The organism is Legionella navarrensis (genome assembly GCF_052527415.1).
This window is the reverse complement of the sequence record NZ_JBNVZR010000032.1, coordinates 1-15,801: the sequence shown is the minus strand read 5'-3', so window position 1 is coordinate 15,801 and position 15,801 is coordinate 1. Positions and strand designations below refer to the sequence as shown.

Here is a 15,801-nt window from a genome sequence, read left to right as displayed (position 1 = left end):
GCGATTGCTCCCTTCTCCCTTGAGGGAGAAGGGAGCAAACTTATTAACCCCGTTCAAATTCAGATGGAACAGCCCTGAATTAATGTGTTCTTTCCATGGACAATTACAAAGCAAGCTGCTAGTATTTTTTTTGGCTTTTAAATCACTCAGGAGTACCACAGATTATGCCCTCATTTGCCACAGACGGCAGTGCATCTCAAATTTTCCGTAGAAAAATTCTGCCCTGGATCGTATGGGGACTTGGCTGCGTTTTTTATTTTTATGAATCCTTATTGCAGGTTTCCCCCAGTGTAATGGGCGCTGAGCTCATGCGTGACTTCGCCATTACCAGCCAGACACTGGGCTTTTTATCGGGCATTTACTATTACTCCTACTCTCCCATGCAGCTCCCCTGTGGCGTCATGATGGATCGCTTCGGGCCGAGATGCATGCTAACCATAGCCACGGCTGTCTGTGCGCTCAGCACCATAGCCTTTGGCGTCACCAACAGCCTGTTTATGGCCAGCATGGCCCGTCTGATGATAGGCTTTGGTTCTGCCTTTGCTGCCGTCGGTACAATGAAACTGGCCGCCAACTGGTTTCCATCCGAGCGTTTTGCACTGCTGACCGGGCTGATGGTTACTGTAGGCATGCTGGGTGCCATCAGCGGAGAAACCCCTCTGGCCCTGCTGGTGGATAATCATGGCTGGCGTCAAAGCATGAATATCATGGGTATCATCGGTATCGTGCTGGCCGTATTGATTTTTCTGATAGCCAAGGATCACCCGCCACGATCGGTTAAAGCCACTCATCACGAACCGACTCCCGTGCACGAACCCATGTGGGCAAGCCTGATTGCAATCCTGAAAAACAGGCAGCTGTGGCTGATTGCCACCTACGGCGGCCTGATGTACATGGCAACACCGGTATTTTGCGGCCTGTGGGGTGTGCCTTTTTTAATGTACAAAATGCACATTGCCAAATCGGCTGCAGCTAATTATGTCTCGCTGGTCTTTGTGGGCTGGGCGATTGCCAGCCCCTTGTGGGGGATCTACTCCAATCGCATCGGGCTGAGAAAGCCGCCTATGTATTTTGGTGCGGTGGGTGCTCTGCTCACCTCCATTCTGTTCATCTACGCCCCCATCGAGTCGGGTTGGATGATGGGCTCTCTGCTGCTGGCCTTTGGCCTGTTCTCAGCCGGTTTTCTATGCGCCTTTTCTGTTGCGAAGGAATTATGCAGCAATCATTATGTTGCGACAGGCCTTGGTTTCATGAACATGCTGAACATGGTTGGAATCGCCGTTGCCCAGCCTCTTATTGGATTCATTCTGGATAAATTCTGGGCTGGCGAAATGTTGAATAATGTGCGCGTTTACCCGTTGCATGCCTACTATATTGGTCTGGCCATTTTACCCATCGGTATCCTGATTGCCTTACTGATTTTACCCAAAGTGCGCGAAACCTATTGCCACCGGGTTGCGGATTAATTTGCAATGAAAACAAAAACCATTCTTTTATCCAGTCTGGGTAATACCATTGAATGGTTTGATTTTGGTCTCTTTATCTTTATGGCGCCGATCATCGGCGCCAGATTTTTCCCCCAGTCCGCTACCAGCAGCAGTATTGATGCTCTGGTTGTCTTCGCAGTCGGTTTTCTCTGTCGCCCTCTCGGCGGTATTCTTTTTGGTTATTTTGGTGATACACGCGGTCGGGCGCAAACCCTGCGTTACTCTGTTCTCATCATTACCCTGTCTACATTTCTGGTCGGCGTTATACCATCCTGGGAAACGGCTGGCTGGCTGTCTCCGGCTTTGTTCATTCTGTTGCGCCTGATACAGGGGCTGTCCATCGGCGGAGAATACAGCGGTGTGATGATTTACCTTGCCGAATCGGCCCCAGCCGGACGACGCGGCTTTTTTACCAGCTTTGCTGCGACGGGTGCAAACCTCGGTTTTTTATCGGCCACCCTGGTGCTGATGGTACTGAATGCCAGTTTTTCCAAAGAAGCCATTCATGACTGGGCCTGGCGTTTGCCCTTTATTTTCATTGGCCTGCCTGGTTCGCTGATCATCTATTTTCGTTTTCGCCTGGCTGAGACGCGGGTTTACGCCGAGCTCCAGAAAAGTCATCACATTGAATCGATGCCCTTCCTGTCTGCCCTCCGACAGGCACCGTGGCAATTGCTCAAAATTCTTGGACTGACGTGCATGAGCTCGACCTTTTACTACGTATTTTTTGCTTTTATGCCAACCTACATGGAGCACTATCTCGGTTTTTCAGCGAAGGTAGCCTTATCTATTCAAAGTTCCCTGCTGGTCAGCATGCTGTTTTTGGTTCCACTGGCGGGTCTGTGCGGTGATTACCTCAGTCGTCGAACGATGCTGTTGCTGACCGCTGGCGCGGTTATGCTGACTGTGGTTCCTGCTTTTTACCTGCTGCAGAGCAACTGCCTGCCCCTTATTATGCTGGCCTTAACAGCAGCCACCGTTCTCAGTTCCATGGATCAGGGCAACAGCCTGACAGCGGTTGTGGAAAACTGCCCATCGAACGTACGGTACAGTGGCATCGCCTTTTCCTACAATCTAGGTATGGCCCTGTTCGGCGGTACAACCCCTTTGCTGGTGACGGTTCTGATTGAGCAGGTCAGCATGACGGCTCCCGCCTGGTATTTACTGGCGATGGCGGGCGTCAGTCTTATCGCAGCCAGTACCCTCGTTAAACATAATCACTCCCTTGGGCCGGTTTAGGGTGTGCTGACTATCGCCCCTGAAATCGATTGGTTTTTTTTTCATAAAGTATTACCATCTCAGCGACGGAATTAAACCAGGATGGACATTTTTTATTCCTTTGTGGCTCAACAGAGCCGTTTTACATTTTGAGGAGCTCATCGTGCTTTTTTTCTATCGACCCTTGCTGGTCAGCGCATTGTTATACCATTCGCGTACACCGAACAAGGATACACCTCTCTTAAGGATGACCTCGCTGGACACTGTTGTGGATGAGTCGACTCTCTGTCCGCCCTGCGAAGATACACACAAGCCCATCGCTCAATACCGCCGCCCCGCCACGGCGACTCTGTCGCAAAGCGAGGTTATGATGCTGCGAGGTAACATCATTGCACAGGATGAGCTGAGAACGCTGATAAACAACATCCTCGTCCGTCAACAGGCTACGCTTGAACTTCAGCTCAGCTGCAATGATTTAGGTGATGCGGGGGCGCTTGCCCTTGCTGATATGCTGAAGCTTGACCGCCGCCTGAAAACATTCAGACTGGCTTTTAATCAGATCAGTGGTACTGGAGTCAAAGCGGTGGCGGATGCACTGGTCAACAACGAAACACTGGAATCTCTTGACCTGTCAAGCGCTTCAATTGACAGAACGGCAGCCATTGCTCTGGCGAGCATGCTGGAAAGTAATCATGCCCTGCAAAGGCTTACGCTGGAATTGTGCAGCATAGGCGAGCGAGAACTCATTATCGTTGCAGATGCTCTGGGAAAAAACAGCGCACTAAAAGTACTGGATATCGGGCTTTGCGATGTTAAAAACAGCGGCCTGCATGCCTTAATTCAGGCACTGGAAACCAATCATACCCTGGAGGCCGTTATCCTGCGAGGCAATCAGAATCTTGATCCTGGGCTAATCAGAGAGTTAAACAGACTGCTCATCCGCAATCAATACCTCAATGGTGTACCGAACCTCGAACCCGAGGCTTCTGTATCGTCGCGGCTCTGTTACTGATGATTGGTCATCGAGGGCATGCCCCCCGATGACGCTCAGATAAGACAAAGATTATTTACGTGGGAAAGACAGGAAATGATGGCGGGCGTTCTGACCGTCATCGAGAATGGCAACCGCCAGTCCACCGGGCAGATCGTACTCGCAACCTAACATACCGTCAAAATCACCAGGCTCTGGGTTTCCTGTCAGTCTGGTCAGCCACTTGCTGCCTTCGAGACGCGCTTCGTCAGCTGAGTCTGCTTCGATCAGTCCAAATACAAAAGTCCACACAAATTCGGTGCCATAGGTATCCGTCTTAAACCCAAACCACATATTGTCAACCATCTTGTCTACGTCATAAAAACCGACTGATTTAATGAGGCTGGCATCGGGGCATCGGTCTGGAACATCGTTTGCCGCGACAGCCGCGGTAGACAGCAGGACAGCTCCTGCAAGCATGGATATGGCCGTTTTAAACATCATGTAAATTACTCCTTTAAGTCTCAACAAAAGGTCGAGAATGCAGGAAAAATATATTGCAGTGGCTGCTGGCTGTCAATCAGCCAAACCAGGTTTTCATATCGCCTGTCGAGAAAAGAAAACTCCCTACTCCCTTCTCCCTTGAGGGAGAAGGGAGTAGGGTCAAATCGAACTGGGGCAGCCTTGCCCATCACTAAGCCATGTATTGACTTATAAATAAATACTCTGCACTCTTGAGCAGCAACAAATGCCTTATCCATGGTCTGGATAACAGACTCTTAAGCATCGTTGCGCCTGTTTTTACCATTAACCTATAGGATATTGACCATGGCATCAGATGAGAACTCCGTAAAAAAAATGTTCCCGGAAGGCAGTATCAGCCTGTTGAATACTGAGCTTGCGCTCAAACCCGGCGAAGCCGTGATTGGGATTTATTTCAAAGAATCAAAAAAACGGGAATTATTAGCCAATCCGTCTATGCCGGTTTTGCCGGATGTCATCACCGTTTTGATTGAAAAATTTGCCAGTACAGGTGAGTTGACCTATGAAAACGTTATCACAGAAGGTTGTGGTGGCCGCGCTGTCGTCAGATTTGGCGCCCAAAGAGATGCCATACTGGATGTGTTGGGCTTTATACAAAAAGAGCGTTCAAAAGAGCGTTCAAAAGAAAAAATTTTTTTTAAAGTTCCTGTTGAGGTGACTGGAGAGCTGATGGACCGTATTTTTGATGAGCTTAATACCAATAAATCCCCTGACGGCAAAGTACTGTTCGATACGGTTGTGAAAATTCTCGCTGATGCCGGCCATAAGCCTATTGAAGCAAACGTTGCTGCACCCGCTTCATGGAGTTGCTCTATCAGCTGAGGCGCGGGAGCAGGTTGAGTCTTGGCTCAACCTGCTTGTGTACATTATTAAATCATTCGGCGCTTTAATTTCCCGGGTACAGATTGGTGATGTCTTTCCAGTTTACGCTGCCCGGCTGAGACGGGGTAACATAGATAGCATACACCTGATTCGATGCCAGACTTGGGCTGGGTGGATTGGGCGGATTCGGCGGTGGAGGCAGAGCAAAGATATCCTGCTGGAACGATACCAGACCCGCATAGACATAGCCCACCAGTGTTTTCCTGTTGGCCGGCAGCTGATCCAGCTGCAGAATACCGCGACCATCATAGTATTCCGACACAGGAAGGAACTCAGAGCCAATTCCCATGTACAGGCAGGTTGCCAGGGGTTGCCCGCTGCACACCGGTTTGAAATTGGCATACTCATGAACACTCCCCTGAGCATCAGCCCGTATCAGGCCCAGAATATTACCAAAAGGCGTGGTATTGTCGTATTGCAGACCGCTGGTTGACCAGTACAGGTTGCTCAAACCTGCAAAGGTCGCCACGTAGTCGATGCCGGCATTGCTGTGCATGGACAAATGCGCACCGGCATATTGGTTGGCCTGCTGGTTAATGAAGTTATCGTTGCTGAGCAGACTGGAATCGAACAGAATGCCGTTGGTCCATACCTGCGCATCATCGCCGCGCGTAAACGGGCCGGCCATGGCCAACAGAGACTCGACGCCAGCAGACATAATCGGAGCCAGCGAGTAATCACGACGACGCCAGCCACTGTCGCCAATCTCGGGTTTCGATACAGAATCAACAATACTGGTGCTGGCCAGTGTTGGATCGGTCACAAACTTATAAATGGCGTTAGTGTAGGTCTGTGTGGTGCAATAGCTTTCCCCTTCACAATCCTGGCCATAAGCAAGATAAAACCTGTCATCGATTTTACCCAGCTGACCACCGGTTACCTTAAACTCAGGGATATCTGTCCTGACGTGAGCAAACTGATTCAGATTAGTCTGGTTATTGATAACCGCGTTGACCATGCCAGGAATGTCGATGGCAGTGATGGTATTCAAGGTCGTCCAGGCAATGTTATCTGCCGTATAAAAACCACCCACGATATATAAGGTATTGCCATCCTGAATGGACTGGGAACTGGCGCTGTTTATCTGGGCTTTGATGGCCGGATCCAGATCGGTGCTGCTTACGGGAACCGCATGCAGTTCTTTTGTGAGGGGATTATATACCTGAATGTCTGGATTAAAGATGTTGTTAAAATTATGAAAATTCCCCGTTGAACCACTCATGATCAGCCAGTTGCCACCGTTTACTGCGACAACCGGATCCCGCAGGGCGTAGAGTCTGCTGCTGTCAACCGGCTCCATGGTAACCGCTGGCAGAGCCGGAGCGTCGGTTACCTTGATCACAATGGGATACTGAACCGCGTCGACTGTGGGGCTGGCCCACTCTTTCAAGGCGCTGGTCACCGTTCGTCCAGTTGAAGGCGCCTCAAATGCCACCTGAATCACGCAGGACTGCTGCGGGCCCAGCGGGCTGCCACAGGTCGTCGAGCTGATGGACAAACCACTGCCAGGCTGGAAATTACTCTGATCCACAACAGTGACGCTGGCTTTTGCGCTGATATTAGTCACGGTAAACGTGGCCGATACGTTTGCTGTGGCTGCAACACTGGCTGGGAACGGTTTTGTTGCAGCAATGGATATCAGGTGAGCAAACGATGCCATTGGGAACAGCAAAGCCCCTCCAACCATCATCCTGACGCTGTTTGACCATCTCTGCTGAAGTTTTTCCTTATTCTCCATCTGATTTCATTCCTTAAAATAAATGGGTATAGGCGATGTACACGTCATTACTGGTGAGCGTACCTGTGTTTAAAGCATAAGGGTAGGCAGCATTTCGCCCTCCGAACGAAGCGGTTCCAAGATCCACGTAACGATACCCCAGCGATATCCGCTCACTGGGAAAATCCGATTTGGACTGAGGGAACTGAAAGTCGTGGCTGGCACCCAGGCCGATCTGCCAGGCAAGGTTACGGTCCGTATGTGACTGAAACGCCGGCAGCGGTGGGTATCCCATGCTGGTCACGGCCGACTCACTGTATCCACTCATTCGGTTCCATGCCGCACCGATTCCGGCATTGATGAAAGGAGAAAACTGTGTGAAAGCCCAGGACAGCTGCAGTTCAGCCATGAGCCGGGCGCTGTTGGTATGATAACGGTAGTTGTATAAGGGGAAACTGGCGTCACCCTCAGCCGTTTCAATCACAAGCCCCTTATAATTGTAATGATCAAGGGTACTGTACAGTCCCAGTCCCAGGGCTATGGCTGGCATTCGATCCACAGCAGACCATTCATAACCACCATTCAGACTGAGGACAGCCGCGGTCGTGCCTGTATCGTGCAGAGGGTAGGCATCGGTTATGGTGGTGCTGCTGAAATAGGAAACAGAAGGCACAGCCTTACCTGTCTCGGCAAAACTGGCACCCAGCGTGCTGCCGAGGTAGGCGTGTCCGGAGGCCAGGCAGGTGGGAATGACAACGGTAGATAGCGCAAAGCAACGAAGAAAGCGGTTTTTACAAGCGGAGATGATCATGATAAAAAGCCCTGTCCATTTGACTGTGATGATCAATTAAACAGGTATTGAGAGATCAAGTCAATTGGCCATGAATGTACATGAAGCCGTAGGTTGGGCCTTGGCCCAACAATGGATTTGGTGAGATATTCTTTGTTGGGCCAAGGCCCAACCTACTTTAGGTTCGACGAGGGATTTCAAATCAGGGTGTTTTGACCTAAATGCTCTCACTCCCTCGCTCTGGGTACAATGGTCAGGTTCAGACGCTCCTGCCCTCTCTGCACCTGCATTGTCACCGATTCGCCAACGCGCAGCGTATTGAGGACAAAACTGTAATCGTAAATATCACGCACGTTCTTACCAGCCAGGCCAATGATCACATCGTGCGCCTGAACACCTGCCTGCTCAGCCGGGGAATCGCGGGTCACCGCAGACAGGGCCACCCCCGACCGATCGGAGCTGGCGTAATCGGGGATGGTTCCAAGATACACGCGAAACCCTCGACCTGCCTTGTCGCCGGTTTTGGGTACGCTGCGATAGGTTATGGCCGGCGCGGTTTCTTCCATCGCCCGTATCACATCCACCAGAAAAAGGCTGATACGTTGCAGACCCTCGTAATTAAGGGTATCCGCTGTATCACGGGCACTGTGGTATTCATCGTGCGATCCGGTAAAAAAATTCAGTGCCGGTACGCCATGCAGATAAAACGAGGTGGAATCGGTGGGTAAATACGGATCGGACTGTGTGATCAAGGGCAGATGGTGTCTGACATTCGCCTGTTCAAGCAAAGCCGTCCATGCCGGACTGGAGCCCACGCCCTGCAAAACCAGGTGCTGGCGCAAACGCCCCACCATATCCAGATTCAGGTTGGCTTCAATCGCCGAACGCAGGGATTTATCCGGTGACTGGCGCATGAACTGCTTCACGAACCAGGCCGATCCCAGCAGGCCGGACTCCTCACCCGACCAGACAGCAAAAAGAATATCTCGCTTACCCGATAACTGCCCCTTTGCTTCCATGCGGCTCAGTTGAGCGGCAGCATCCAGAACCGCCGCCACGCCGGATGCGTTATCGTCTGCACCCGGATGAATCGGCCTGTTCGTGCCCCGCTCCCTGGAGCCGCTCAGCTCACCATGCCCGAGATGATCCCCATGCGCGCTGACAACCAGCATCGGCGCATCTGACTTACCCACACGAAGTCTGGCCAGCACGTTGCGGGCGCGCCGACTGTTTTGTCTGATGTCAGTCTGACCGTTCAGGCGAATGCCGGTTAAAGCCGGCAGGGAAACCATCTCCCCCAAATCCAGTCTGTCCTGTAAGGTCTTTAGGGAATAGCCTGTGTTTTTAAGTAAATCATCTGCCGTTTTGTCTGTCAGCGACAGGGCCACGAGGCCGGATCCTGACAAAGACGCGTCCAGTGACAAAGGTATCAACTCCTGCCTGACCCGCGAATTCGGGCCGCTGACAAACAGGATTCCCCTGGCGCCATGATCTCTGGCAGTAAAGGCCTTATGGCGCGGCGAGCTGTAACGACTCAACTGTCGTCGCTGCCCGTCACTGACGTTCTCTGGCGCATAGCGGAACACCAATACCCACTTTCCCTTGACCTCCAGTCCTTTATAGGAATCATAAGCCGGGAACCGACCCAGTGCCGGTGCGGTAATGCCATATCCTGCCACGATCAGCTCCTGACTCTCAAAACGCTGATTATCGGAAAACGACAAAGGACGCCAGTCCTGATTTAAATCAAGGTCCTGCGCATGACCATCCGCCGTACGCAGCGTCAGCCTGTTGTTCAGCCCCAGCGAAACACCGGCACGGACATCAAATTCCTGAAAATAGCTGCCGTGATCACCCGCCGGCTCCAGACCCAGGCAGCGAAAGGTATTCGCTACATATTCGGTAGCCCGTTGCTCACCGGGCGACCCGGCAAGACGCCCGCCCATGGCATCGGAGCTTAACAGGGAAACGACGGCCGGCAGGGAATGGTCTGTCAGACAGTCCATTTGTGCGAAGGCCAGCGCGATGGCAGTGAACAGCGTGAACAGCATCGGTCAGATTATTCCGATTCGCTGCCACGCTCATCGTCCGCTGTGTTATCGGACTGATGACAGGCCATGCAGCCTGCCGGAGCATAGTCTTTACGTTCCGTCGTGGCGGGAGCCTCCTGGCCTGTCGAACCGGCCTGAACCACTGAGACATGGATAAGCGCCAGTGCCACAATCATTCCCTTTAATATGCGTCCTTTCATGTTGATTTTCCTGAAGTTACGATGAGATACCTATCTTAGCCGAATTACACCGCTTGAGTCCAACTTGACAACATGTTAAAATTTAGAACATATTAAATTTAATTTGGTCTAACAGATTATTTATGATTACAATAATTTCCACAGAGCGTGACTTTAATGATTCACAGATTGCCAGGACGTTGTCATGGGCAACATGGCAAAATGTCTTTTTCTGCCGCTTCGATGATTCAATTAGTAATGTGATGTTACTGGGACGTCTTGCAGAAATAAACGACCTGTCGGCCTTTCGTTATGTATGGCAGTCGTCACCTAAACCTTCGTTAAATGTCATGCTGGAAAGAATCATTCTCAGCGGCAGCCTTGACATCCTCCGATTTATTCTGGAAGAAGAGAAGGAGGCTCCTTCCCTGCCCGAAATTTTAAAAAACGCTGGTTCGCGATTATCAACCATTGGTAATCCTCGCAACCCGCTCGTGATCGACAGCGAAATGCTGGCCTTTCTTATTGAATTACCGGCAATCCAGAACGGGTTTAGATCGAGTCCTGATTCCATTGCCCGCATGCTCATGTATACCATTCGCCAAAATAACAGGGAGTTATGTGGGCGCATATTAGAACTGGCAGGCGATAGCCTGAGCAGGCAAGTACTGACCAGATGGGTGAATCCTGATATTGTGAAAAGTAATTCAATTGAGCTCGTCAATGCTTACTTTGTGACTCTGCCAGATTCTTACCATCAGGAAATGATAGCCTGCAATGATTTTTCTCTGATATGGCAGGCAGCAAGAACAAAGAATCACGACTTGCTTTTTGTTCTCCATGATCATCCTGATGGATACAACTTTTTTCACCGTACACCGGGCTTGCGCGCCCTGCTTTTTACTGTAGCGGCACTTGAAGGAAAACGGCAGCTGATGCAGGATTTGTGCAAAATAAACGCATCAAGTGTGCTGAATATGATAAATACTGTTGATAGCCTGGTGACATCCTGTGGCCTTGACAAGGCTACGGGGGTATCTACCCTGAGCAAGCTGTTCTTTACTTTAGTGTCACGTGGGTACGGATACCGCGAGGTCGTGACTTGCATTTTGGATATGGCAACCCCAGCGCAGCGTGAGCAACTCTTTTCCAAGCCAGTCATATCTCTCGTCCTTGAACAGAGAATTGGGTATCTGATTGACGTAATCCCCCCTCTCCCTTTGCTGGCGCAGGCCTTGGAACATCATCCTGATTTACCCATAACCAGGCAAATCGTGGACCGCCACCGTCAGAATCTTCACTTGGGAACGCTGCCGTCCGCGTTTGGTGAGTTATTAGTGACAAGCCGTTGCGATATCAACGATTTCCGCTTACTGATAAGCCAGCCTGAAATCAGAGAAAAGCTAAGCTCCGATTTCTCTTTTCTCAATCATGTGCTGAATAAATGCGTCGAACATGAGAGTATGGAAAAACTACGTTTCCTTCTCACTGTCGATGACGTCAGGAATCGTCTTCCTCATATTTTACATCGGCTACCCTTCCAGTCCGCAAGCCAGATAAGCCGTCAGCAGATCGGTTTTTTATACAGCGAAGCACATCGCACCATCAGCCATGTCGGCCCATTTGACTACCTGCTGCCCGCTTTTTACGAAGAGGCTTTTTTAATCAGACAGGCCGAGAGGGTGCGTGACAATACGGAGGTTACTCGAGTCAATATTAACGTCAATCATGCAGAAAATTCCATGCATACGGGGGGCTCTTTATCCCGCATTGCAGAGAATGCCTGTAGAGCGTTTCCGCAGGGCGATTTTAACCGAGCCTACCTTGATTTTGTCGAATACGTAGCCAGCCGACTCGAGACCCTCGAGGGGCATCGCTATGCTGAAACGCACGCCTCGCACAGACGCACGTTCATACCTGAAAAGCAAGAGATGGGTGGACAGATTCGTGATGCCTCCGGGATGCTTATGTCCTCAAAACAGCAGGAAATTGCCATCCTGCATACGGTCATGCGACTGTTTAAGCGCGATCCTTGTGAGAGGCATTATGGCTCCCATGAGCATTACAGCTACGAAATTTCCTTTGAGAACATGATGGGCATGCTGTACAGTTTTGCTCGTTTGGCCGGCACTGAGGATGCCCTGGTGAACGACGTACTCTCCATCCGACGAGGGCATAACTCGGACAAAGATCCCTATACTCATGAGTACCTGCCCCGAGCCACATCGGATGTAGACTGGATGACCTGTTACTCAGGTTATCAGGGCCGTTGCTGGCAGGCCTATGCCTTTAGCGTCAACCTGCTTCAGGAAAACGGCATTAAACGGCTACACCCCTTCGATGCCAGAGAATTATGGGTTGGCATGCACGGCGTTGTCCGTGAACAAATCACACGATGCGCCTCCCTGTTGCCCGCCGCAGACGCCAGAGCACATCTGGCTAATCTGGTTCATTTTTGCCTGACTGCTCCCATCGAAGCTTATGATCCAGATGAATATTTCAGAGATCTTCAACAGGAGGCCAGGGCTGCCATCACCTGGGTGAGCGACCAGATAGACATCAGCGCTGCCGCTCAACAGTTACAAAGAACCGTGGCACCTTCCGTGAATGATGTGATTGTTGATGAGCAGAAAATACGAGATATTGCACAGCAAACGCTTAGCGAAGGCATTGGTTTTTTAGCAGACGAACCCGTCCACATGGAATCCTGGCAGGCTAATCAATACCAGACAATGCAGGATATTTTGCTGGAGCGGGTACTGCCTGCCCTTCTTGCTCCTGAGCTGGCTGAGCAAAACCAGGGTCTGGATCCCGATAATATGCAGCGCCTGCAAAACGTATTTGCTGAAGGCATGCCGAGTGAAAAAACCCAGAAGATACAGAAGCTAATCGCGAATAAGATTGAAAGCTACCTGCTGACACCGGGCCACCTTCCCTTATCCTCTCAACTGGCAGACAGCATCAAGGACCTCGTGGAACGAAAATTCGTCCTGGAAGATGATTTGAGTGCGGCATGTTATAAGGCGTCTCAGATCATTCGCCGGCCTTTACAAATCAAGGCATGGGTTAGTTTGCAGAATCTTTGCCAACAGCTGGGGTTCCGCCTCCCAGCCGATCATTTGTTTGATGAAACCCGCCACACAGTCAATCAGCTCGCTGGTGCTGTACTGGCTGACAGGCAATCGCTGCTGCAACGCTATCAGACAAGACTCTGGCAGCGTATCGGTCCCCTGCAGCAGCTGGATATCATGGCTCACGAGGGCCTGGCTCCTGCGTCTCTGAAACTGGCAGAACTGCATCTTAATGGACAGATCCCCACCCTGACAGCGAGTAACAGGGATCGGAATCGTGCCATGGCCGACCGCTATAGCCTGATGGCGGCCAGACAGGCGGCCTGTTGTGGTGATGAGGCCCTTTTTGTCCAAATCAACGAATGGCGTCAAAATAATAAGATGGAAGAGGCACAATTGGACTCCAGTTTTGTGCCGGCCCAACAGCAGCCACGTGTTATGGCCGATGACGACTATTCTGATGATGATCTGGAACGGACAAACGAGCCGGTGGCGGCTTCGATGGAAGTCCGTCCGGATTACTCGCTCCGCGACGCAGTCACAGCAGCTGTGACTAACTACCGCAACTGGCATCGCGGAGGGTTACGCGATGAAGGCGCGCGCAGGGGCAAGGGCAGGGGTTTTTTCAGCTGGCTTCGTCATGGTGAACTGGGTATAAATAATGCCAGTCAGTTTAATCAACTGATCGAAAGCATCGGTTCAGCGGAAGATTGCAATGTGAGGGTGCTGGATATGGTTATCGCCCTGCTGAGCGACAGAGGGGTGCGCCTGCATCGTCATTCGTTTGCAACCTATGTCCTGGACAGCATTCAGGCAACAGCAAATCTTGCGATTGCAAAAAACCGGGATAATATCTACAGCAGACGTGAGGCACTGGAAAAGCTCACAACCCTGCGCGGATCGCTGTCTAACCCTGACCTGCCAACCCCTGCTCCCTCACATTGAGCTTTTTAACAAAGCCCTGAACAAGGGAGCGGTGCGGTGAGAGAATTGAACATCGGGACTACGGTCTGGCACAAAACAGACTCCCTTCGCCCTGGTTAAGGGAGAAGGGTTGGGGATGAGGGTCGTTTCATCAGGCAAACCAGGCAATTAAGAACAAGGTTTTGATGGCCTTATGTCCATAAAGACCAGATCAAAGTCTTTAAGACAACAAACTATAATAAATGATATTTATTTAAACATCATTCTGTGAGACAATGATCGATTTTCTAACATGACGGATTTTCCATGCTCTTTACCCTGCCCTTATACGAGATACTGAAAGAAAACACGCAAAAAATATATGAAATATTCTCAAATAAAGCCGGGCTGTTTGAGTGGCCGGATTATCCAAAACTCCAAGAGTTGATAGAAGGGCTGGACCGACTGAAAGCACCCTTTTTACCTGGCGCAGATCGGCCAGAAACGGTAGAAAATAAAACTATTCTCATGGGTGCTCTGCTCTTTTATCACTATTATCCATCCAGTCGCGAGGTTCGCAAATTTCTTAGCGATGTCTTTAGCATCAACGCCCGTCAGCAGCCGGACGCCTACACCATTGTCACCTGCTGCTCAGCTTACTATCATTTCCTAAAAGTGACATTTTCTATCGATCTTCGAAAAGCAGCGTCACCTGAGTCCGCGATGTTGCTTCGCAGTAAACTGGAGTCCATTGTTGAGCTGACAGAACAGAAGCGCGCTGCCGCCCAGGCTCTCTGTGATCAGCTGGTATTTTTTCCCTTTATCCAGTCTGTTCTGAGCCAGCTCCAGGAATTCAGCGAAGAAGCCGAGGCGACCCTTGATTTGCTTGAGCCGCTGGTGAATGAACAGTTTAAACAGCATGGCACCCTTGATTATTTTGATATGCTCACCTGCCTTAAGCGGATAGAGACCAGCAGACTGATGCGTCATTTTATGGAGGAATACTTTATTCCCAACAGGATGACCTCTGGTAACTGGCGCCCGCTTATCAAGTACCAGGTTGAATTATGCAGTCAGTTTGCCCTGTCAGGCGCTTACGTTCTGGTTCTCGAGGAAACAAAATGTCAGCTGACAATGCGCTATTTACGGCAAACATTACAACAGGTTCTGACAGAGCTTGAGTTTGGTGAAAAAAAAGAAAAAGCCGAGGCGCTGAGCCTGCTGTATACGTTTGTCTGTTTATCAGATACCCTCCATATCAACCCCGCCGGATGGCCAGACATTAGTCGCTTTACCCAGCGCCTGAGAGCGGAATGTGAGAAGGCGCGCACAGGGATACGGTATGGCCGGCATAAGCTACTGGTTCAGCACGAGGCCTTGCGGCTGTACGAGACAGTGAAGTACATCTGCTATTACCCAAAGACCCCTGAGCATCCCTTTCAATTATTTATCCGTGGCGAACCTATGGGTAAAAACAAATTCAAGGCCTTGATCGACTGCCTGCGCAACAACAGGGAGCCGCTGGTTCTCCTGCTTGAAGGCCTGTTGGTTGAAGGACGCATTCCCGTCAGCGCCGAAGAGACAGGCGATCCTCATGCCCATTGGGAGCAACGGGCTCATGACGCCATCAGCAGGTATGGTGAGGCCGCCAGAGACCCCGACCTGCGGGAGTTGGTGAATTATCTGTTATGGGAAATAAAAACAACCAGCCCCTACGCCTCCGTGCAGCAACGTCTCGGCCTGTGCGATTTAGGTCCCTCAATGCGTTATACACCTGCCTACGCAAGAACAGATAAACGGGCACATAGCCTGCCGCCTGTCAAAAGTGTTCTGTTTTTCAAGCCGGAACCTTTACCAGATGCCGTGGAAATAACGGCAGCGAGTTCATCAGGCCATCAGCCTTAATTCAGGACACGTAGCCCGGATTAGGCGTTAGCCGTAATCCGGGACGCCGAAGTCATCACGGCATGGTTCCACGCTTGTGGCCTGT

Annotated in this window: 11 protein-coding genes; 6 read left to right on the top strand and 5 right to left on the bottom strand. The window is 50.8% G+C overall.

Features of this window, described 5'->3' with window-relative positions; translation table 11 throughout:
• The first annotated feature begins 164 nt into the window (after nt 1–164).
• From ACQUTA_RS12680 to ACQUTA_RS12670, 3 genes are all read left to right on the top strand, one after another.
• On the top strand, nt 165–1,466 hold the full coding sequence (locus ACQUTA_RS12680) for an MFS transporter (protein WP_444988633.1): 1,302 nt from the start codon (nt 165–167) through the stop codon (nt 1,464–1,466).
• Nucleotides 1,467–1,472: 6 nt separating this feature from the next.
• Nucleotides 1,473–2,726: an MFS transporter gene (locus ACQUTA_RS12675; protein ID WP_444988632.1), complete on the top strand. Its 1,254-nt coding sequence runs from the start codon at nt 1,473–1,475 to the stop codon at nt 2,724–2,726.
• Between the two features lie 142 nt (nt 2,727–2,868).
• On the top strand, nt 2,869–3,717 hold the full coding sequence (locus tag ACQUTA_RS12670; protein ID WP_444988631.1) for a leucine-rich repeat domain-containing protein: 849 nt from the start codon (nt 2,869–2,871) through the stop codon (nt 3,715–3,717).
• Between the two features lie 51 nt (nt 3,718–3,768).
• On the opposite strand, the gene ACQUTA_RS12665 is transcribed toward ACQUTA_RS12670, so the two are convergent.
• Nucleotides 3,769–4,179, bottom strand: a complete 411-nt coding sequence (locus tag ACQUTA_RS12665) for a DUF4949 domain-containing protein (RefSeq protein ID WP_444988630.1) — start codon at nt 4,177–4,179, stop codon at nt 3,769–3,771.
• Between the two features lie 285 nt (nt 4,180–4,464).
• On the opposite strand from ACQUTA_RS12665, the gene ACQUTA_RS12660 reads away from it, so the two are divergent.
• Nucleotides 4,465–5,040, top strand: a complete 576-nt coding sequence (locus ACQUTA_RS12660; protein WP_444988629.1) for a hypothetical protein — start codon at nt 4,465–4,467, stop codon at nt 5,038–5,040.
• Between the two features lie 64 nt (nt 5,041–5,104).
• On the opposite strand, the gene ACQUTA_RS12655 is transcribed toward ACQUTA_RS12660, so the two are convergent.
• The 4 genes from ACQUTA_RS12655 to ACQUTA_RS12640 form a co-directional block, all read right to left on the bottom strand.
• Nucleotides 5,105–6,838, bottom strand: a complete 1,734-nt coding sequence (locus ACQUTA_RS12655; protein ID WP_444988628.1) for a hypothetical protein — start codon at nt 6,836–6,838, stop codon at nt 5,105–5,107.
• A gap of 13 nt (nt 6,839–6,851) precedes the next feature.
• Nucleotides 6,852–7,628 carry an outer membrane protein gene (locus ACQUTA_RS12650; RefSeq protein WP_444988627.1) on the bottom strand — a complete coding sequence of 259 codons (777 nt, stop codon included), beginning with the start codon at nt 7,626–7,628 and terminating at the stop codon, nt 6,852–6,854.
• A gap of 206 nt (nt 7,629–7,834) precedes the next feature.
• Nucleotides 7,835–9,658: a M20/M25/M40 family metallo-hydrolase gene (locus ACQUTA_RS12645; protein ID WP_444988626.1), complete on the bottom strand. Its 1,824-nt coding sequence runs from the start codon at nt 9,656–9,658 to the stop codon at nt 7,835–7,837.
• Between the two features lie 8 nt (nt 9,659–9,666).
• Nucleotides 9,667–9,858 (bottom strand): hypothetical protein, encoded by a 192-nt coding sequence (locus ACQUTA_RS12640; RefSeq protein WP_444988625.1) that lies wholly within the window; start codon nt 9,856–9,858, stop codon nt 9,667–9,669.
• A 122-nt stretch (nt 9,859–9,980) separates the two neighbouring features.
• Between ACQUTA_RS12640 and ACQUTA_RS12635 the strand changes: the two genes are divergently transcribed.
• Together ACQUTA_RS12635 and ACQUTA_RS12630 are read left to right on the top strand one after the other, a co-directional pair.
• Entirely contained in the window at nt 9,981–13,853 is a 3,873-nt protein-coding gene (locus ACQUTA_RS12635; RefSeq protein WP_444988624.1) for a hypothetical protein, read from the top strand.
• A 285-nt stretch (nt 13,854–14,138) separates the two neighbouring features.
• Nucleotides 14,139–15,716 (top strand): hypothetical protein, encoded by a 1,578-nt coding sequence (locus ACQUTA_RS12630; protein WP_444988623.1) that lies wholly within the window; start codon nt 14,139–14,141, stop codon nt 15,714–15,716.
• The last annotated feature ends 85 nt before the right edge of the window (nt 15,717–15,801 follow it).

Bases quoted from the DNA above. Each gene is read 5' to 3' on its own strand.
- ACQUTA_RS12635 (WP_444988624.1), top strand. From the start codon at position 9,981: ATGATTACAATAATTTCCACAGAGCGTGACTTTAATGATTCACAGATT.
- ACQUTA_RS12640 (WP_444988625.1), bottom strand. From the start codon at position 9,858: ATGAAAGGACGCATATTAAAGGGAATGATTGTGGCACTGGCGCTTATC.
- ACQUTA_RS12650 (WP_444988627.1), bottom strand. From the start codon at position 7,628: ATGATCATCTCCGCTTGTAAAAACCGCTTTCTTCGTTGCTTTGCGCTA.
- ACQUTA_RS12665 (WP_444988630.1), bottom strand. From the start codon at position 4,179: ATGATGTTTAAAACGGCCATATCCATGCTTGCAGGAGCTGTCCTGCTG.
- ACQUTA_RS12680 (WP_444988633.1), top strand. From the start codon at position 165: ATGCCCTCATTTGCCACAGACGGCAGTGCATCTCAAATTTTCCGTAGA.
- ACQUTA_RS12675 (WP_444988632.1), top strand. From the start codon at position 1,473: ATGAAAACAAAAACCATTCTTTTATCCAGTCTGGGTAATACCATTGAA.
- ACQUTA_RS12630 (WP_444988623.1), top strand. From the start codon at position 14,139: ATGCTCTTTACCCTGCCCTTATACGAGATACTGAAAGAAAACACGCAA.
- ACQUTA_RS12655 (WP_444988628.1), bottom strand. From the start codon at position 6,838: ATGGAGAATAAGGAAAAACTTCAGCAGAGATGGTCAAACAGCGTCAGG.
- ACQUTA_RS12645 (WP_444988626.1), bottom strand. From the start codon at position 9,658: ATGCTGTTCACGCTGTTCACTGCCATCGCGCTGGCCTTCGCACAAATG.